This is a genomic window from Granulicatella adiacens ATCC 49175 (assembly GCF_025150565.1).
Taxonomy (GTDB): domain Bacteria; phylum Bacillota; class Bacilli; order Lactobacillales; family Aerococcaceae; genus Granulicatella; species Granulicatella adiacens.
Genome location: NZ_CP102283.1, coordinates 933067 through 952763 on the forward strand (window position 1 = coordinate 933067; position 19697 = coordinate 952763).

18 protein-coding genes are annotated in these 19697 nt (G+C 36.6%); 17 read left to right on the plus strand and 1 reads right to left on the minus strand.

Annotated elements, in window-relative coordinates; all coding sequences use genetic code 11:
- The first annotated feature begins 85 nt into the window (after positions 1-85).
- From NQ540_RS04690 to NQ540_RS04700, 3 genes are all read left to right on the plus strand, one after another.
- Complete coding sequence (locus NQ540_RS04690; protein ID WP_005605398.1) at positions 86-1711, plus strand: ABC-F family ATP-binding cassette domain-containing protein; 1626 nt, start codon at positions 86-88, stop codon at positions 1709-1711.
- A gap of 83 nt (positions 1712-1794) precedes the next feature.
- Positions 1795-2280 carry a nucleoside 2-deoxyribosyltransferase gene (locus NQ540_RS04695; RefSeq protein WP_005605399.1) on the plus strand — a complete coding sequence of 162 codons (486 nt, stop codon included), beginning with the start codon at positions 1795-1797 and terminating at the stop codon, positions 2278-2280.
- 114 nt (positions 2281-2394) lie between these two features.
- Entirely contained in the window at positions 2395-3477 is a 1083-nt protein-coding gene (locus NQ540_RS04700; RefSeq protein ID WP_005605401.1) for a 3D domain-containing protein, read from the plus strand.
- Positions 3478-3534: 57 nt separating this feature from the next.
- Here NQ540_RS04700 and NQ540_RS04705 read toward each other — a convergent pair whose 3' ends face one another.
- Entirely contained in the window at positions 3535-3849 is a 315-nt protein-coding gene (locus NQ540_RS04705; protein WP_005605402.1) for a winged helix-turn-helix transcriptional regulator, read from the minus strand.
- A gap of 94 nt (positions 3850-3943) precedes the next feature.
- On the opposite strand from NQ540_RS04705, the gene NQ540_RS04710 reads away from it, so the two are divergent.
- The 14 genes from NQ540_RS04710 (at position 3944) to NQ540_RS04775 (ending at position 19685) form a co-directional block, all read left to right on the plus strand.
- Entirely contained in the window at positions 3944-5089 is a 1146-nt protein-coding gene (locus tag NQ540_RS04710; RefSeq protein WP_005605403.1) for a hypothetical protein, read from the plus strand.
- Positions 5090-5133: 44 nt separating this feature from the next.
- Positions 5134-5940 carry a Cof-type HAD-IIB family hydrolase gene (locus NQ540_RS04715; protein WP_005605404.1) on the plus strand — a complete coding sequence of 269 codons (807 nt, stop codon included), beginning with the start codon at positions 5134-5136 and terminating at the stop codon, positions 5938-5940.
- Between the two features lie 92 nt (positions 5941-6032).
- The gene (locus NQ540_RS04720) at positions 6033-6758 is read left to right on the plus strand and encodes a helix-turn-helix domain-containing protein (protein WP_005608237.1); all 726 of its coding nucleotides are present in this window, start codon (positions 6033-6035) and stop codon (positions 6756-6758) included.
- 17 nt (positions 6759-6775) lie between these two features.
- Positions 6776-7570, plus strand: a complete 795-nt coding sequence (locus tag NQ540_RS04725) for an IS3 family transposase (protein ID WP_233420211.1) — start codon at positions 6776-6778, stop codon at positions 7568-7570.
- A 421-nt stretch (positions 7571-7991) separates the two neighbouring features.
- A complete protein-coding gene (gene hisS / locus NQ540_RS04730; RefSeq protein ID WP_005605405.1) occupies positions 7992-9308 on the plus strand; it encodes a histidine--tRNA ligase in 1317 nt (438 codons plus the stop codon).
- Between the two features lie 14 nt (positions 9309-9322).
- Entirely contained in the window at positions 9323-11080 is a 1758-nt protein-coding gene (gene aspS / locus NQ540_RS04735) for an aspartate--tRNA ligase (protein ID WP_039848770.1), read from the plus strand.
- 34 nt (positions 11081-11114) lie between these two features.
- A complete protein-coding gene (locus tag NQ540_RS04740; protein WP_005605408.1) occupies positions 11115-11882 on the plus strand; it encodes a DeoR/GlpR family DNA-binding transcription regulator in 768 nt (255 codons plus the stop codon).
- Between the two features lie 23 nt (positions 11883-11905).
- On the plus strand, positions 11906-12613 hold the full coding sequence (locus tag NQ540_RS04745) for a tRNA (adenine(22)-N(1))-methyltransferase (RefSeq protein WP_005605409.1): 708 nt from the start codon (positions 11906-11908) through the stop codon (positions 12611-12613).
- Positions 12600-13745, plus strand: coding sequence for a Nif3-like dinuclear metal center hexameric protein (locus tag NQ540_RS04750; protein ID WP_005605411.1), 1146 nt, complete (start codon positions 12600-12602; stop codon positions 13743-13745). The genes NQ540_RS04745 and NQ540_RS04750 overlap by 14 nt, the downstream gene beginning before the upstream one ends.
- On the plus strand, positions 13738-14964 hold the full coding sequence (pepT, locus tag NQ540_RS04755; protein WP_005605412.1) for a peptidase T: 1227 nt from the start codon (positions 13738-13740) through the stop codon (positions 14962-14964). The genes NQ540_RS04750 and pepT overlap by 8 nt, the downstream gene beginning before the upstream one ends.
- Before the next feature lie 31 nt (positions 14965-14995).
- Positions 14996-16711: an NFACT RNA binding domain-containing protein gene (locus tag NQ540_RS04760; RefSeq protein ID WP_005605413.1), complete on the plus strand. Its 1716-nt coding sequence runs from the start codon at positions 14996-14998 to the stop codon at positions 16709-16711.
- Between the two features lie 9 nt (positions 16712-16720).
- Complete coding sequence (pcp, locus tag NQ540_RS04765; protein ID WP_005605414.1) at positions 16721-17356, plus strand: pyroglutamyl-peptidase I; 636 nt, start codon at positions 16721-16723, stop codon at positions 17354-17356.
- 18 nt (positions 17357-17374) lie between these two features.
- Complete coding sequence (gene hemW / locus NQ540_RS04770; RefSeq protein WP_005605415.1) at positions 17375-18532, plus strand: radical SAM family heme chaperone HemW; 1158 nt, start codon at positions 17375-17377, stop codon at positions 18530-18532.
- A gap of 106 nt (positions 18533-18638) precedes the next feature.
- The gene (locus NQ540_RS04775; protein ID WP_005605416.1) at positions 18639-19685 is read left to right on the plus strand and encodes an AEC family transporter; all 1047 of its coding nucleotides are present in this window, start codon (positions 18639-18641) and stop codon (positions 19683-19685) included.
- Positions 19686-19697 lie beyond the last annotated feature (12 nt).

Sequence of the window (19697 nt, forward strand, 5' to 3'; positions counted from 1 at the left end):
TTTTTATGTCACAGTTAGTACAAAGGTTTAAAAAAGAGTGAGAGTATGATAGAATGAATCGAATTCATAAACAAAGGAGAACGAAATGTTAAAAGTACAAAATGTAAGTCTATTATTTTCAGACCGTAAATTGTTTGACGATGTAAACATCACTTTTACTCCAGGGAACTGTTATGGGGTTATTGGTGCGAATGGTGCCGGAAAATCAACTTTCCTAAAAATCCTATCTGGAGAATTACAACCAACAACAGGTGAAGTGATTCTAGATCCACATGAACGTTTAACAGTCTTAAAACAAGACCACTTCGCATTCGAAGATGAACGCGTCATTGATACAGTAATCATGGGACATAAACATCTTTATGACATCATGAAAGAGAAAGATGCCATCTATATGAAAGAAGATTTCTCTGATGAAGATGGTATTCGCGCCGCTGAACTTGAAGGGGAATTTGCTGAACTAAATGGTTGGGAAGCGGAAAGTGATGCTTCTCAATTACTACAAGGTTTAGGAATCACTGAAGACCAACACTACAAATTAATGAGCGAATTAGTCGAAGCAGACAAAGTTAAAGTGTTACTTGCTCAAGCATTATTCGGTAAACCAGACGTTCTTTTATTAGACGAACCTACAAACGGTTTGGATGCAAAATCAATCGCATGGTTAGAAGAGTTCTTAATCAATTTTGATAACACAGTCATCGTTGTTTCCCATGACCGTCACTTCTTAAACAAAGTATGTACACATATGGCGGACGTTGACTTTGGTAAGATTAAATTGTTCGTTGGTAACTATGATTTCTGGTTACATTCAAGCCAATTAGCTGCGAAATTATTAGCAGACCAAAACGCGAAAAAAGAAGAAAAAATCAAAGAGTTACAAGAATTCATCGCTCGTTTCTCTGCGAATGCTTCTAAATCAAAACAAGCGACTTCTCGTAAGAAAATGTTGGATAAAATTACATTGGATGATATTCAACCTTCAAGCCGTAAATATCCATTCGTTGGATTCTCACCAGCGCGTGAAATTGGGAATGACTTATTATTAGTCGAAGGCCTATCAAAATCAATTGATGGCGAAGTGATTTTCGAAAATGTAAGCTTCCAATTATCTAAAGATGATAAAGTTGCTTTCTTAAGCCGTTCAGATATTGCGATCACCACATTATTCAAGATTTTAACAGGCGAAATGGAAGCAGACAGTGGTACATTCAAGTGGGGTGTTACAACTAGTCAAGCATACTTACCAAAAGATATGACAGATGAATTCTCAAACGAAAAATTAAACATCTTAGAGTGGTTACGTCAATACGCACCAGTAGAAGAGCAAGATAACACCTTCTTACGGAGCTTCTTAGGTCGTATGTTATTCTCTGGAGACGATGTTATGAAACAAGTAACGGTTCTTTCAGGGGGAGAAAAAGTGCGTTGTATGTTATCTAAATTAATGCTTTCTAAAGCAAACGTGTTAATCTTAGATGATCCAACAAATCACTTAGACTTAGAATCAATCACAGCATTGAATGATGGTTTAATCGCGTTCAAAGGTTCATTACTATTCTCAAGTCATGACCACGAGTTCATTCAAACAACAGCAAACCGCATTATCGAAATTGGACCAAAAGGCATTGTAGACCGTCTTGGCTCTACTTATGATGAGTTCCTTGAAGATGAGGCAGTTCAAGCACGTGTAGATGCTTTATATAATTAATGGACTAGACCAGAAGAGTGAAATGTCTTCTGGTCTTTTTGGTGTTTTTAGTGTAGGATAAAGTTAGTAGAGGAGGTATTCAAATGACAAAAATTTATTTTGCAAGTCCATTATTCTCGGAAATGGAATTAGCCTTTAACAAAGTACTCGTAGAAAAGATTCGTAATCAGTTTCCAGGAGTAGAGGTGTATTTGCCACAAGAACAAATGGCGATTAATGATAAGAGCTCGTATGCAGACTCAACAATGATTGCCCAATATGACACAGATGCGTTATTAGATTCTGATTTAATGATTGCGGTATTAGATGGAGCGGTCATTGATGTTGGTGTTGCAAGTGAAATTGGAGTAGCATACCATGCAGATATGCCAATTCTTGGCTTATACACAGACAGTCGCCAACAAGGAGCAGATAATCCTCAAAAAATAGCTGCCTTGCAAGAGGTAGCTGAATCACAATTTAGCTATGTAAATTTATATACAGTAGGCTTGGTAAAACTTAGAGGAGAGATTGTTTCTAGCAGCGATGAATTATTAGAAGCTCTAAAAGCCTATCTTAAGGAATCATAAAACTGTAAACTTTTGTTACAACTTTGTAATATAACTGATACGTTCTCCATATGTTCCTCTTGTAAAATAAGGAGTATGTTGGAGAAAGTGTGGTGAATATCGCTTTTGAAAAAGATGAAAAAACTATTTTTGACAACAACAGCATTCTTTTTAGTTGCAGGTCCTTTAGCTCCTTCTGTGTTTGCAGAAGAAACGGATGTGCAAAAATTAGAAGCTCAATTATCGTCAGAACTACAAAAAGTGAATACAAAGTATCAAGAAATTGAAAGTTTAAACCAACAGATTGAATCGCTTCATAAAGAGCAAGAAACTCTTGCGGAAAAAGTGAAAACTCAAGAAGCGAAAGTGGAAGAAAGAAAAGTGGTTGCTAGCAAAAGATTGCAATTGATGCAAATTTCAGATTTAGCAACTTACAGTATCCTTCACTTATTAAATTCAGAAAGTATTTCAGATTTTCTAAATCGTTTATTTGTATTTCAACAGTTCTTCCAATCCGATGAAGAAGTATTGAAGAACTTGGCAGATCAAGTGAATGAGTTGAATCGTTTGAAATCTGAAGCTTCTCAGGCACAAAGCGATTTAGAAACTAAGAAAGAAAAATTAACTTCTGAAAGTCAATCCTACCAAAGCTCAATTGAAGGACTTAAGCAGTTGATAGCTGACAATAAAGCGACATTTGAGAAGATGGAAAAGGAAAAGAAAGAAGCAAAAGTAGCTTTTTCACCTACAATTGCTGCATTAACGAGTGATTCTAAACAAACGAATCAGGTGGCGCCATCTACTTCAGGTCAAGAAACGACAGCTGCTAAACCAGTAGCCGCTGAGCCTTCAACGTCGACGACTCAAGCAGCTCCTACTACGACTGAGACGCCTACGACTACCTCAAACAGTTCAAGTTCCTCACAATCTAGCGGAAGAACACTACAAGTAGTCGCGACTGGATATTCATATAATGAACCAGGTTTAGGATACTATACAGCAACAGGAATTGATTTGCGCTCTAATCCAACTGTCATTGCGGTGGATCCAAGTGTCATTCCTTTAGGAAGTTTGATTGAGGTTCCTGGTTATGGAGTTGCAATTGCTGGGGATACTGGTAGTGCGATAAAGGGAAATATAATTGACCTTCATTTCGTTTCTGTCGATCAAGCCAATCAATGGGGAAGACGAACAGTTACAATTAAAATTTTAAAATAACAGGAAAACACTCTTGAGACCAAGAGTGTTTTTTTGTTATTAATATTTTTTAATTATTTAGTTTTCTAATTCGTCTTTATTTTCACGAATCCATTCTTTAATTTGATGAATCAGGGGAAGTAGCCTTTTTCCTAAAGGCGTCAATCCATAATAGGTTTTATGACCAGTACTGGCCTTACCACGTTTGTATAGAATGTTGATTTCGATTAAATCATTTAAAGATTGGGTGAGGACTTTACGAGAAATGGAACCGAGTGTTCTTTCAATTTGCGCAAAATACATTTCTTCTTTTTCTAGAGTTAATAAGATAAAGACACTCCATTTTCCTAACAAGGGGAGAGCTAATTTTCGTAAATATGTTTCATTTTCCATATGCAGGCACCTCAAAGTAACTTCTATTAATCGTATAATTATTCTTTATAATTATACATATTAACATGTATTTAGACTATTAAGGAGGAAAAAAATGTTTTTTAAGACGTTTGAATTTGATTTTGAGACGAGACGCTTAATGTGGTACTGCCCATATGGAGGAAGTGATTTTGCTGAGGTTTCTACTACTGCAGAAAAGATTAAAGAAAGAGACTATGAGTCTTGGTATACTGAGTGGAAGGAGATTGGGGATTTATTAACAAGTAGATTTTATATAAGTGATATCTCTAAAGGAAAGGCTTTTTTAAGAGCTAGTCGTTATTATCAAGCTGCTGAATTTTTCTTACATCCAACTGACTCTCGGAAGTTAGAAGTCTATAACAATTCCGTTGAATACTTTTATCGTGGGTTAGACCTTTTACAAATTCCGTATCAAATGAAAAACATACATTTTAAAGAAGTGACTTTACGTACCTTATCATTTAGAACAACAAAAAAATGTAAAGGAACTTTACTAATTTGTAGTGGTTTTGATGGATTGTTGGAGGAACTTTATTTCACAAATGTTAAAGCAGCTTTAGACGAAGGATATAATTGTATCCTTTTTGAGGGACCAGGGCAATCCCATGTCATACGCTATCAACATAAAGCTTTTATACCCAACTGGGATACGGTTGTTTCTCAGGTAGTAGATGCTTACAAGGATGAAATTGTATCTCCTAAAATTGGAATTGGGTTATCTTTAGGTGGTTTACTTATGGCTCGTACTTCTAATTTAAATCCACAGGTATTAGACAAAGTAGTATTGTATAATTATTTTCCGTCCTTACTAGATTCCTTTAAAACGAGTATTCCAAAATTCCTACATCGTTATCTTGAAACTGGATTCCCAGTAGCAATTGAGAAAATTGTTTCTTTCTATATCAAGAAAGTTCCGTTCTTAAATTGGCAAATCGAAAACGCAAAATGGGTGTTTGGAAAGAGCTCCTTAAATGAACTTATTCGTTATTGTAGGGAATTCGAAGAGCTTCCGGTGAATAATCCAGTGTTGGTTTGTGTTTCAAAAAAAGATAACTATTATGATTCGTCATTTGGGATCGAATACTACCATTCACTCAGTATAAAAGAAAAGAGATTAGTTGTATTTGATAAAGAAAAATACTTTAGCGAACTTCACTGTCAGAATGGAGCATCCTTTGTCACAAACGATGTCATTTTTGAATGGTTAAATGATTGTTAATTTGATAAAATAGATATTAGCAACTTAAAACTAGGAGGATTTCTATGATTAAGCTAGTAGCTATCGACATGGATGGCACATTATTAAACAGTAAAAAAGAAATATTAGAAGAAACAAAAAAATATTTCAAAGATTTCCATAAAAAAGGAACGGATACTTTATTAGTTCTTTGTACTGGTCGCCCTGAGAGTGGAATTCATCCTTATTTAAAAGACTTAGGCTATTTAGAAGAAAACCATTATATTATTAGCCAAAATGGTGCGAACATTTATGAGAGTCAAACCGGTAAACGCGTGATGGATGCGTTTCTAGATTCTACTGCGATTCAAAAATGGATTGAACTAGGCAAGAAACACGGAGTTAGCGTTATGGGGGCTGGTGTTGATTACTATTATTCATTCGATGAGGATCCAACAGAATGGATGGAGTTTGATGTAAAACTTGTGAGTGGCAAGCTGAAAAGAATTCCAACCGAAGAGTCTTTAAACACTGATTTCTATAAAATTCTACTAATGGGAGATGAAGAACAACTTAATGAGTTTGAAACATTTATTCCAGAAGAGTGGAGAGACGAATTTTATGTTGTTCGTAGTCAAAAGTATTTAGTAGAAGTTCTAGCAAAAGGTGTGAACAAAGCTTTTGGTTTAGAAAAATTAGCTCAAAACCTAAATATCGAGCCGAGTGAAATCGCAGCTATTGGAGATGCAGCTAATGATATCGAAATGTTAGAATATGCAGGACTTTCGATTGCAATGGGAAATGCCAGCGAAGAAGTAAAAGCTATTGCAGATATCGTAACAGATACCAATGAAAACAATGGCGTTATTAAGGCGATTGACAAGTTAATTTAGTAAAGAGCAAAAAAGCAAAATGTAACATTGATATGCTCCCTCTAAAGTAGACACTAAAAAAGTAAACTACTTTAGAGGGGGTATTTTTTAGATTGGCTAAGAAACATACTGCAAAAGAATTAGAACGATTCATAGAATTGTATTTAGATGGTGTGCCTTTTCGTGAGTTGCGTAGTGAATATGGTTTAAGGATTTCACCTGGAACATTTAATATGCATTTTTTGAACTATAAAGCATATGGAGCTTCTGCATTAGAAGATCGAGATGGGTTTAACACTTATACAAATGAATTTAAAGAAAAGGTGGTTAAAGAGTTTTTAGAATCGAAAACCTATTTAACGGCAATCACAAGAAAATATAAAATTCCTTCTATTACAACTGTACGAAATTGGATTATTAAGTATACTAATGGTGAGGCCACGAAGGCCTACTATCCTAAGCCAGAGGTATACACTATGAAATATAGAAAAACATCGCACGAAGAAAGAATCCTTATCGTCAAAGACTGTATTCGAAATCAATTAAACTATAAACAAACCGCACAGAAATATAACATCTCTTACAACTTGGTGTATCAATGGGTAAAAAAATATCAAAAATATGGCCCTGATGGATTAATAGACAGTCGAGGAAAACGAAAACCAGATAATATACAGACAGAAACTGAGCGTATTCGTGCAGAAATGGCTATATTAAAGGCACGAAACGAATATTTAGAAACAGAAAATGCCGCACTAAAAAAATTACAAGAAGTGGAAAGCGAGCTGATGTTTGCCAGACGAGATTTGAAGCGGAATATCAAACGATTAAAAAATTAAGTAAAAGAGGATTTCATATTACTCAATTATGTAAAGTGTTAAAAGTCAGTAGAGCTGGCTATTATAAATGGTTAAATCGTGTCCCTTCGGAATCTGAAAAACGACTATGTCGTTTAATGGAATTAATACACGAAGTATATGAATCTGTTCAAGGTATATATGGATATCGTCGTATCACAATCTATTTAAACTATTATAGAAATGCAAAAGTGAATCATAAATGTATTCAGCGTCTTATGAAACTAATGGGATTAAAGGCAATTATACGAAAAAAACGTTATCGTTATAAATCCAACTCTGAAGAATACACCGCAGCTAATATTTTAAATAGAGAATTTAAGAAAGAATACGAGCCAATGGCTCTACTATTAACGGATATTACTGAATTAAAGTATGGAAAGGGAGAAAAAGCTTATTTAAGTGCAGTTTTAGACTATGGCACAAAGAAAATAGTTGCATATCAAATATCTAAACAAAATAATAATCAAATCGTTAAAGACACTTTTGATCAAATAAAGAGAAAGATAATCCCAACAAAAACAATGATTCATAGTGATCGAGGATTTCAATACACTTCTCATTTCTTTAAGCACTTTATAGAAAAAGGTCAGATAACACACAGCATGTCCCGTCCTGGCAGATGTATCGATAACGGCCCAATTGAATCGTTCTGGGGAACATTAAAGGAAGAAGTATATCGTTTATATCATTTCAAAAACTATGAATCTCTTTTCAAGAAAGTTGAAGAGTATATCCACTTCTATAATGAGAAAAGAATTACTTTATCAATGGGTTTAAAAATCCCTGCATAAACAAAAAGACGAGTTCTTATGAACTCGTCATACAATTTAATTATTTTCCTGTCTACTTGACAGGGTGCACTTCACATATATGTTACATTTTGCTTTTTCGTTTCTTGTAGAGTTTGAGATTAAAAAATAATTAGATTTTCTTGACAAATACGCATTCCTCTAGTATTCTTTATAGCAACAATAAAAATCCTTAGACAGAGATAAAGACGTACACTAAAGAGATAGAAGCCGTGGCTGAAAGCTTCTAACCGTACAAGGAAAGACACTCTTGAGGAGAATAATGCAAAGTTATTCCGGTAATTCCGTTATCATTAAGAGGGAAAGAGCTCTTTCCGAACTAAGGTGGTACCACGAAATTTTCGTCCTGACTTCTATTGAAGTTGGGATTTTTTTATTTTTACTGAAAGAAAGGATGATTCATATGATTCAAAAACCAAAAGGGACAGCCGATTTATTACCTGAGGAACTCAAAATTTGGCATTATATCGAAGAAACAGCACGCATCATTTTAGGCGATTATCAATTTGAAGAAATGCGTACACCAATGTTTGAAAGCTACGATTTATTTAGTCGTGGTGTTGGGGATACAAGCGATATCGTTTCAAAAGAGATGTATGATTTCTACGATAAAGGAGATCGTCACATTACACTTCGTCCAGAAGGAACTGCAGCGATTGTTCGTGCGTATGTAGAAAATAAATTATTTGGACCAGAACATAAAAAACCGTATAAAGTGTATTATATGGCTCCGATGTTCCGTTACGAACGTCCACAATCAGGACGTCTTCGTCAATTCCACCAATTAGGAGTTGAGGTGTTTGAATCTACAAATCCCGCCACTGACGTTGAAACCATTGCAATGGCATGGGATTTATTAAAAGAATTAGGATTGTCCAATATGCGCTTAGTGATTAATTCTCTTGGAAAAACTGCTGATCGTATTAAATACCGTGAAGCCTTAATTAGTTACTTAGAACCATTTGCGGATGAACTCAGTGAAGATTCTAAAAATCGACTTCACAAAAATCCATTACGTGTCTTAGATAGTAAAGACAAACGTGATATTGAAATCGTTAAAAATGCACCACGCATCTTAGAATTCTTATCAGATGAAGCACGCACTCACTTTGAAAAAGTACAACAATACTTAAACGCATTAGAGATTCCATTTGAAATCGATGAAACAATGGTACGTGGGCTTGACTACTATCAAGATACAATTTTTGAAATCATGACAGATTCTAAATCATTCGGTGCTAAAACGACGATTTGTGGTGGTGGACGTTATGATGGTCTTGTCCAAGAACTTGACGGACCTGAAACACCAGGATTTGGATTTGGTCTTGGAATCGAACGTCTTGTATTATTAATGAAAGACGAGCAAGTAGAAGTTCCTGAATTACAAGAACTAGATGTATATATTGTTGGTCTTGGTGAAGCAACAGAAGAGGAAGTATTGAAACTTTCAATTTCACTCCGTCAACAAGGGTACTCAGTGGACCGTGATTTCTTTGGACGTAAAGCAAAACCACAGTTCAAGAACGCTCAAAAATATGGCGCTAAAGTGGTTATCACGCTTGGTGAAGAAGAATTAGAAACAAAACAAGTACCGGTCAAAGTAATGAAGACTGGTAAAGAAGTAAAAATTAATTTACAAGAACTCTACGAAGATTTTGATAGCATTTATCGTCAAATCACAATGGATACAACAGCCATTGACGAGTACTTTGGTAAATAGGAAGAGGGATGGATATGAAAAGAAGAACAGAATATTGTGGATTAATTAGTGAAAAATTAGTTGGACAAACAGTGACATTAGATGGTTGGGTGGCAAAACGTCGTGACCACGGTGGAGTTATCTTTATTGACTTACGTGACCGTGAAGGGATTATGCAAGTAGTCTTTAACCCAGCACGTAACCAAGAAGCGTTTGAAATCGCAGAAAAATTACGTTCTGAATATGTGATTCAAGTAACTGGTGAAGTGGCTTATCGTGGAGAAGGCCTAGAAAACCCAAATCTAAAAACGGGTAAATTTGAATTATTAGTCGATGAAGTTGAAGTATTCTCTAAAGCAAAAACTTCTCCAATCTATATCGATGACGAACAAAAACCATCAGAAGAATTGCGTTTGAAATATCGTTACTTAGATATTCGTCGTCGTCCTGTATTAGAAAACTTACGCTTACGTCATAAAACGACTAAATCTATTCGTGAGTATTTAGATGGCGAAGGTTATATCGATGTTGAAACTCCAATTTTAGCAAAATCAACACCAGAAGGAGCGCGTGACTATTTAGTACCTTCACGTGTTCACGAAGGAAGCTTCTATGCATTACCTCAATCACCGCAAACATTTAAACAATTGTTAATGGGTGCTGGATTAGACCGTTACTACCAAATCGTTCGTTGCTTCCGTGACGAAGACTTGCGTGGAGACCGTCAACCAGAATTTACACAAGTCGATATCGAAACAAGCTTCTTATCAGCTGAAGAAATCCAAGAGATGATGGAAGGCTTATTGAAGAAAGTGATGAAAGATACATTGGATGTGGAGGTTCAAACTCCATTCCCTCGTATTTCGTTTGCAGAAGCAATGGCTCGTTACGGAAACGATAAACCTGATACTCGTTTTGACTTAGAATTAATCGATGTGAGCGATATCATGAAAGAATCTGACCTTAAAGTGTTCAGTTCATGTATTGAAAATGGCGGAGAAGTTAAAGTACTTAACTTAAAAGGTCTTGCGGATGAGTACTCTCGTAAAGATGCCGATAGCTTAGCGGACTTTGTAGCTAAATTCGGCGCTAAAGGTTTGGCTTGGATTAAAGTCGAAGAAGACGGCTTAAAAGGGCCAATCGCGAAATTCATCGTGAACCAAGAATCTGCTTTCCGTGAACGTATCAACGCTGAAGTAGGAGATATCGTGTTCTTCTGTGCAGACAAACCATCAGTGGTTGCACAATCATTATCTGAATTACGTTTACACTTTGGTAAGAAACATAACTTAATCGATACAAACAAATTCAACTTCTTATGGGTTGTTGATTGGCCATTATTAGAACATGACGCTGAAGAAGACCGTTATGTTGCAATGCACCACCCATTCACTCGTCCGGTGAGCGAAGACTTCCAAGCATTAATCGATGATCCAGCTGGAGCGAAAGCACAAGCCTATGATATCGTATTAAACGGATATGAATTAGGTGGAGGTTCATTACGTATTTACCGTCGCAATATGCAAGAAGCGATGTTTAAAGTTCTTGGATTCACAAAAGAATCTGCTGAAAGTCAATTTGGATTCTTATTAGACGCATTAGATTACGGATTCCCACCACACGGAGGAATTGCTCTTGGTTTAGACCGTTTAGTAATGTTACTTGCTGGTGAAGATAACATCCGTGAAGTAATCGCGTTTCCTAAGAACAGTTCAGCAGTAGATCCAATGACACAAGCTCCAAGTGAAGTGTCAGCAAAACAACTAGATGAGCTTTCATTAAAAATTAAATAAGACGGGAATGGATTTCTAAAAGGAGGAAGAAACTTTGAAGAGTAGTAAAGGGGTTGTGTTTAAAAGACAACAACGTATCCTTCAGCTTTTACAAGAAAACCAAGAGATGTCTGTTGAAGACTTATCGAAAGAGTTAGAAGTTTCTGAAATCACCATTCGAAGAGATTTACAACAATTTGAAGATCAAGGAGTTGTCGAGCGCTTCTACGGAGGCGCACGTTTCCTTGCTGGAAAAATTAAACAGGAAAACGTGGAACAAATTCAATATAATTCCATGAAGAAAAACATTGCAAGAAGAGCCGCGGGATTAGTACGAGATCATAATATGGTCTTTATTAACTCAGGCTCTACTGCCTTTTTGTTATTAAATTTTCTAGCGGATGCCAATGTTACGATTTTAACGAATAATGGTCGTTCCATCTTCAAAAAGCCATCTACGAAAGCATCTATTGTGATTAGTGGTGGTGAAATTTTCGAACAAAAGAAATCTCTTGTAGGGGATTTTGCAATCAACTCATTCTCTAAAGCCCGTGCAGATATTTGTTTTTTAGGGGTTGGAGGGATTAGTAAAAACGGAATTTCAACCTATGCACTTCCAGAGACTGCCGTAAACCGTGTGATTTTAGAACGGACAACAGGGCACCGCATCATCGTTACGGAAGGATTTAAAGTGGGTCGTGATTCAAACTTCCATACGGCTGATTGTAATATGATTACTCATTTAATTACAGATCATACCGCTGACCCTGAAACAGTAGCTTATCTAAAGAGCATTGGTGTAAAAGTCATATTTATTTCGTAAGAAAAAGAATGTAGAGGTATAAAATGATTGAATTAGGAGAACGATTAACTAAAGTTGCTAGTTTTGTTCCAAAGGATTCAAAGGTATGCGATGTTGGTAGTGACCATGCGTATTTACCAGTGTATTTAATCCAAAATAACCAGATTACTTCAGCCATTGCAGGAGAAGTGGTCGAAGGACCGTTCTTATCAGCAAAGCAAACAGTTCGTGATTACCGGATGGAAGAGAGCATTGAAGTACGCTTTGGGGACGGATTGCAAATTCTTTCAAAAGAAGATGAGATTACTGCTGTTACGATTTGTGGGATGGGCGGCGAACTCATTTCTCGGATCCTAGAAGCTGGATTCAGTGGCGGTCATTTAAACGGTAAAGAACGTCTCATTCTTCAACCAAACGTTGCAGAACATTTTGTACGTGAATGGTTAATGAATCATTCGTACCGTATTACTCATGAGACGGTTGTTGAAGATAATCATCGGTTATATGAAATTATCGTTGCGGAACCAGTCGAAGAACGAGTAGAGTATACAGAATTAGAAATCAAATACGGTCCGATTTTACTAAAAGGACCATCAGAATTATCGGTTGCAAAATGGACACGTATGAACCGTAAAAATAAAGAAATTTTGGAGCAATTACAAAAGAGTAAGACGCCTCAACATGAAAAAATTGAGCAGTTTGAAAAAGCGTTTAATGAATTGAAAGGAGTGATTGATCGTGCCAACAGTTAGAGATGTGGTAAGTCGTTTTGAAAAACGCGTGCCAAAGAGTTTATCCGTTCCAAAAGACCCCATTGGACTTCATTTTGGAGATTGGAATCAAGAAGTTAAAGTGATTATGACTACGCTGGATATTCGTCCAAGTGTTATTGAAGAAGCGATTGCTAAAAACGTTGATTTAATTATCGCACATCATCCACCAATCTTTAGACCAGTTGCGTTATTTGATTTAACGGTTCCGCAAAATAAAATGTTCCAACAAATTTTGAAACATGATATTGCGGTTTATGCGGCACATACTAACCTTGATGTAGTCAAAGGTGGAGTGAATGATTGGTTGGCAGATGAATTGCTATTAACGGATGTGACGGTGATGTCTCCAACGACTACCATTCCATCTGTCAAAGTCATTACTTATGTTCCTAAAAATAATGCAGAGAAAGTTTTAGAAGCCATGTTTGAAGCAGGTGCTGGAGCAATTGGGGACAACTATAAAGACTGCGCGTTTCAAACTTCAGGAGTTGGACAATTTACACCCGTTAAAGGCGCAAATCCTGCAATTGGTTCGTTAAATAAACCAGAATTTGTAGAAGAAGTGAAACTAGAGGTTGTTTGTTCTGAAGAAGTATTAAGTGATGTTTTAAAAAGCTTAAGAGCTTCACATCCTTATGAAGAACCAGCAATCGACGTCTTCTCATTGAAGAATGCAGGCAAGACGCTAGGATTTGGTCGTGTTGGAAATCTTCCAAAAGCAATGACAGGGGATGAATTTATCGCTTTTGTTACTGAGCGTTTCAAACTCAAGGGGCTCCGCTACGTTCCTTCTCGTGTAAATCCAGATGGACTCATCTCTAGAGTCGCTGTGATGGGCGGTTCTGGCGGAAACTATTACTTGGATGCACTAAAAAACGGCGCAGATGCCTTTGTAACAGGTGATATTTTTTACCATACAGCGCATGATATTCAAGAGACTTCATTATTCCTAGTGGATGCTGGGCATCATATCGAAGTTGTATGTCGAAAACAATTAGCCAAATGGGCTCGTGAATGGAAAGAAGAAAATAATTGGGATGTAACAGTGATTGAAAGTGAAACTTTTACAGATCCATTTGAATTTTATAAAGCAGGTGAAGAAAATGCATAAAGAATTAACAGAACGTTTTATCCGTTACGCAAAGAAAGAAACAAGATCTGACGAAACAAGTCAAACAGTCCCAACAACGCCATCTCAAACAGCGTTTTTAAAGGACTTAGAACAAGAATTAAATGAATTAGGATTCCAAGAAGTGTATTTAAATCCTAAAAACAGTTTCCTAACAGCAACAATTCCATCTAACGTAGACCACGAAGTGCCAACTATTGGATTTATTGCTCACGTAGATACAGCTGATTTTGAAGCTAGAAATATTCAACCTCAAATCCACGAAAACTATAACGGTGAAGCAATTGTCCTAGACGAAGAAGGAAAATTCGTATTAGACCCTAAAGACTTCCCGAACTTAAAGAACTATGTTGGTCAAACATTAATTACAACAAATGGTAAAACTTTACTAGGTGCTGACGATAAGTCTGGTGTGACAGAAATTGTTACAGCTGGGGCTTATTTATTACAACATCCAGAAATTAAACACGGAAAAATTCGTGTAGCGTTTGGTCCAGATGAAGAAATCGGACGTGGAGCTGATTTATTCGATGTAGAACAATTCGCGTGCGATTTTGCTTATACAATGGATGGTGGACCAGTTGGCGAATTAGAATATGAAAGCTTCAACGCTTGCCGTGCTACAGTTCGTATTCAAGGAAAGAACGTTCACCCTGGTACAGCTAAAGATACTATGGTGAGCGCATTAGAATTAGCTCGTAAATTCCAAAATGCTCTTCCAGAGTTCGAAGTTCCTGAACATACTACAGGGCGTGAAGGATTTTACCACTTAGTAGCAGCGGAAGGTGTTGTTGAGGAAGCTAAATTAGTCTACATTTTACGTGACCACAGCCGCGAATTATTCAATGCGAAAAAAGATATGATGTTACGTATCGCTTCTCGTATGAACAAAGAATTAGATACAGACCGCATTACTGTTGATTTACATGATGAGTACTACAACATGGCAGAAATCATCGAAAAAGATTTCCGTTGTGTGGATGTGGCCAAACAAGCGTTAGAAAACTTAGACATCGTTCCAATCATTAAACCAATCCGTGGTGGTACAGATGGTTCTAAGATTTCATTCATGGGATTACCAACGCCAAATATTTTTGCAGGTGGCGAAAACATGCATGGCCGCTATGAATATGTTGCTGTTGAATCAATGGAAAAAGCAACACAAGTGATTATCGAAATCGCTCGATTAGCAGCGTTATAATTTTTAACTAGAAAAGGAAAGGAGTGGGTTCATGACATTTGATGGTATTTTCACCAAATGGATGATGGACGAAGTGGCGCCTCAATTAGTGGGAGGACGTATTACAAAGATTCATCAGCCATTACCATACGATGTACAATTCACCATTCGTGCCAACCGTAAGAATTATTTGCTTGTCTGTTCGGCACACCCAATGATGGCTCGTGTACAATTTATTTCTGAGAAACCAGAGAATCCAGAAGTTGCTCCTAACTTTTGTATGATTCTGCGTAAGTATTTAGAAGGGTCTATTATTCAATCGTTCTCTCAAGTAGAAAATGACCGTATTTTACATTTGGATGTTTCTACACGTGATGAACTGGGAGATAAGGCTGGCTATCGTTTCACCATTGAGATGATGGGACGTCATAGTAATTTATTTTTAGTGAATCAAGAGGATAACTCGATCATCGATTGTGTGAAACGTGTCTCTCTTGGGCAAAACAGTTATCGTACCTTACAACCAGGTGCAAGCTATGTGTTGCCACCGCAAACGCAGAAGAAGAATCCTTTTGAATACTCGCTCTTTGAATTAGATAGTTTACTCCATCCTTATAGTGGTGAACCAGATGAGCGAACTTTGATGAATGTCTTTCAAGGGATTAGTAAGCAAACTGCTCATGAAATTGTGGAACGTAGTGAAAGAGGAGGCCAAAGTTTAGCCGAAGCGCTACATCACTATCTTGAAGAAGGAAATACAGCGATTCAGCCTACACTTACAAAGGCAGAGGATGGAAAGACGTACTTCTTACCATTTCCTTATATGAGTAAGGTTGGTGAGTCTCAAAGCTTTGACAGCCTCTCTGAATTATTAAGTGTTTATTATGTACAGAAAATTCAAGAAGAAAAGATTCAGCAATTAGCAGGCCACCTGTTGCAAATGCTAAAATCCGAACTTCGCAAGAATCGCGAAAAGATGGTAAAACTCGATGAAGATTTAGCCAGAACAGAAGATGCGGATCATTATCGTATATATGGAGATCTGATTAACACATACCAACACCAAATTGAAAAAGGTGCAAATAGTGTTACGGTTCAAAACTTCTATCAAGACTACGAAGAAGTAACAATTCCATTAAATCCATTATTAACGGCTTCTCAAAATGCACAGGCGTATTTTAAAAAATACCAAAAACTTAGAAATGCGGTAACGCATATTCATGAGCAACAAAAAGCTACGAAAAATGAGATGGATTACTTAGAAAGTGTCATCTATCAAATTGAAGAAGCGGATGTCTTTAACTTAGAAGCCATCCGAGAAGAACTTGTAGAGAGCGGCTACTTAAAACGTTCTGCCTTGAAAAAAGGCATTAAGAAACAAGGAAGCGCAAAACCACAAGTGTTCTACGCAACTGATGGCACGCGAATTCTAGTTGGACGTAACAATTTACAAAACGACCAATTAACACTTCGACAAGCGAAAAAGGAATACTTATGGCTTCATGCACAAAATATTCCAGGATCTCACGTGATTATTGAATCTAGTAATCCAGCGGAAGAAACAATTGGTGAAGGCGCTATGCTTGCTGCATACTACTCGAAATATCGTCTTTCAGGAACGGTTCCAGTGGATTATGTTCAAGTATCGAAAATTCGTAAACCAAATGGAGCTAAACCAGGTTTTGTAGTCTACGAAGGCCAACAAAATACGTATATTACGCCTGATCCATTAAAGGTAGAAGCGTTAAGAAATAATAATCCGAAATAGAGGGATGTTATGAAAATTATTGTGACAGGATTTGACCCTTTTGGAGGGGAAAAGATTAATCCTTCGATTGAATGTGTGAAGGCTTTTCCAGAAATTGAAGGAGTAGAACTCATTCGCTTAGAATTACCGACTGTATTTAAGGAATCAGCAAAGCGTTTGAATGAAGTCATTAATGAAGTGAAACCAGATGCAGTATTAAGCGTTGGCCAAGCAGGGGGGAGACCTGGAATTACAATGGAACGTATTGCGATTAATGTCGATGATGCGAGAATTCCAGACAATATCAGCCAACAACCAATTGATGAAACCATTCAAACAAAAGGGGCAGCTGCTTATTTTTCAACTTTACCGATTAAACGAATTGTAAAAGCGATTCGTGAAGCGGGAATTCCAGTTGAAGTATCTAATTCCGCTGGGACATTCGTATGTAATCACATCATGTACCAAGCGTTATTTGCTGCAACAAAGGCTGATAAACCGTTTAAAGCAGGTTTTATGCATATTCCGTTTATACCAGAACAAACAACGGATAAACCGTCTCTACCTCTTGAAGAGAGCACGAAAGCATTACAGATAGCGATTGAGACAATCCGTGATTATTTAAACGATGAAGATATTAAGGTTCAAGAGGGAGCCATTTTTTAGAAAGGAGGGAGATGAATAGTGTTACCAAAAGCAGCATATATTCATATCCCTTTTTGTTCGCATATTTGTTATTATTGCGATTTTAACAAAGTATTTATTGAAGGACAGCCGGTTGATGAATATATCGAATTATTGATTAGAGAAATGGAACTGACTGGGAAAAAATATAAAATTGAACCTCTTGAAACTCTCTACGTGGGTGGGGGAACACCGTCTTCTTTAAATCCACAACAAATGGAGCGATTATTGGATGGAATTCATCAATATTTACCACTTCAAAAAGGTGCAGAGTTTTCAATGGAATTGAACCCTGATGATGGTACTCATGAACTGCTCACCGTAATGAAAAAAGGAGGAGTGAATCGCCTCAGTATGGGCGTTCAAACCTTTAATAATGATTTACTGAAAGCGATTGGTCGCAAACATACAAAGGAAACAGCAATCCGTACCATCGAAAATGCAAGACAAGTTGGATTCGAGAATATGAGTATTGACTTGATTTTCAGACTTCCAAAACAGACGATTGCTGATTTTGAAGAGAGTTTAAAAATGGCGATGGATCTAGATCTACCTCATTACTCAATTTATTCACTGATTTTAGAACAAAAGACTGTTTTTTATAATCTGATGAGGCAAGGGAAATTACCCTTACCGACGCAAGATGAAGAAGCAGATATGTTTGAACTCGCAATGAAGACGATGAAAGACTTTGGTCGCCATCATTATGAAATTAGCAATTATTCAATTCCTGGTTACGAATCAAGACATAATCTGCATTATTGGAAGGCGGATGAGTACTTTGCATTTGGTGCAGGTGCCCACGGCTATGTGAATGGAGTTCGTTACCAAAACAATGGACCTATTCAACATTATCTTGAGCCGCTCCGAGAGGGGAAACTTCCTATCTTTTCAGAAACACAATTGTCTAAAAAACAGCTAATTGAAGAGTTCATGTTCTTAGGGTTAAGAAAATTTTCTGGTGTATCAAAGAAAGAATTCATGGAAAGATTTGGAAATTCAATGGACGAAATCTACAGAGAAGTTATTCAAGAATTAATTGAAGAGGGATTGCTCACAACTACTTCTGATGGGTACGTTCTTACTCACCGAGGGAAGTTTCTTGGAAATAACGTTTTCCAATCATTTTTGATTGATGAAAATCAGAATGAAATTTGATGAAAACAAGGGGTTTTGTTAAACATTTCTTAAAGAATGTGTTATTATACTTTATGGCATTTTAAATGCACAAAAATATAATAAAAGAAAAGGGGATATCTATCCAATGGAAAACATCGTTAAGATTTTAACAGCACCAGCATTTGTGTCTGCTATCTTTTCAACAATCTCTATTATCTTAGTGGGTTATTTCATCCGCAAGAAAAATATTGTTGATGCAAACAGTGGTAAAGTCTTATCTAACGTTTTACTATCAGTTGCACTTCCTGCGTTAGCGTTCAAAGCCTTCATGGTTGACATTAACGACAAAACATTCACAACTGGATTAAACGTATTTATTTTCGGCTTTATCGCTTATGTCATTTTAATTCTTTTAGGAGAATTATTCTTTATTAAGGAGAAAGGTGACCGTAAAACTACTTTATCAGTATTAACAACATTCGGTTCAACAACTTTCTTTGGGATTCCAATTATTAACGGTTTATTAGGAGCAGCTGGTATTTTATATGCTAATATCTTCAACTTAGCTTACCGTGTGTTCTTATATTCTTACGGATTAATTCGTATGAGCGGATTAAAATTCGAGAAGAAAAACTTCAAAATGATTTTCGGTAATATCATCGTTATCGCAACATTTGCCGGATTATTAATCTGGATTTTCCAATCTTCATTACCACAAGTAGCTGTTCAAGTTAAAGTTGGTGAAGAAACTAAAGAAGTTATGTATGCTTTCTTACGTATTGATAAGACAGCTCCATGGTTATTCAAAGCTATTACTTACTTAGCTGACTTAAGCTCACCACTTGCATGGTTAGCAATCGGTATCACTTTAGGAAACATTTCTTTAGGTGAAGCCGTTAAAGATAAGATGGTTTGGTACTACAGCATTGTTAAATTAATCTTAGTTCCTGCAGTATTCGTTGGAATTATCTTCGCAGTTAGCCCATTCTTACCAATGGCTCCTGAAGCTTCAAAAGGGATTCTAATTATGTTAGCTACACCACCAGCAACAGTTGCAGTGGCTTACGCTATCAAATACGATAAAGAAGCAGCACTTGCAAGTAATGCTTCATTACTAGGAACTGTATTAGCAGTATTCGCAATCGTCTTCTGGATTGTTGCTGGATCTGTTATTTTCCCTGGAGTAGGTTAAACCAAAAAAGTA

Bases quoted from the DNA above. Each gene is read 5' to 3' on its own strand.
- NQ540_RS04690 (WP_005605398.1), top strand. From the start codon at position 86: ATGTTAAAAGTACAAAATGTAAGTCTATTATTTTCAGACCGTAAATTG.
- NQ540_RS04695 (WP_005605399.1), top strand. From the start codon at position 1,795: ATGACAAAAATTTATTTTGCAAGTCCATTATTCTCGGAAATGGAATTA.
- NQ540_RS04700 (WP_005605401.1), top strand. From the start codon at position 2,395: ATGAAAAAACTATTTTTGACAACAACAGCATTCTTTTTAGTTGCAGGT.
- NQ540_RS04705 (WP_005605402.1), bottom strand. From the start codon at position 3,849: ATGGAAAATGAAACATATTTACGAAAATTAGCTCTCCCCTTGTTAGGA.
- NQ540_RS04710 (WP_005605403.1), top strand. From the start codon at position 3,944: ATGTTTTTTAAGACGTTTGAATTTGATTTTGAGACGAGACGCTTAATG.
- NQ540_RS04715 (WP_005605404.1), top strand. From the start codon at position 5,134: ATGATTAAGCTAGTAGCTATCGACATGGATGGCACATTATTAAACAGT.
- hisS (WP_005605405.1), top strand. From the start codon at position 7,992: ATGATTCAAAAACCAAAAGGGACAGCCGATTTATTACCTGAGGAACTC.
- aspS (WP_039848770.1), top strand. From the start codon at position 9,323: ATGAAAAGAAGAACAGAATATTGTGGATTAATTAGTGAAAAATTAGTT.
- NQ540_RS04745 (WP_005605409.1), top strand. From the start codon at position 11,906: ATGATTGAATTAGGAGAACGATTAACTAAAGTTGCTAGTTTTGTTCCA.
- pepT (WP_005605412.1), top strand. From the start codon at position 13,738: ATGCATAAAGAATTAACAGAACGTTTTATCCGTTACGCAAAGAAAGAA.
- NQ540_RS04760 (WP_005605413.1), top strand. From the start codon at position 14,996: ATGACATTTGATGGTATTTTCACCAAATGGATGATGGACGAAGTGGCG.
- pcp (WP_005605414.1), top strand. From the start codon at position 16,721: ATGAAAATTATTGTGACAGGATTTGACCCTTTTGGAGGGGAAAAGATT.
- NQ540_RS04775 (WP_005605416.1), top strand. From the start codon at position 18,639: ATGGAAAACATCGTTAAGATTTTAACAGCACCAGCATTTGTGTCTGCT.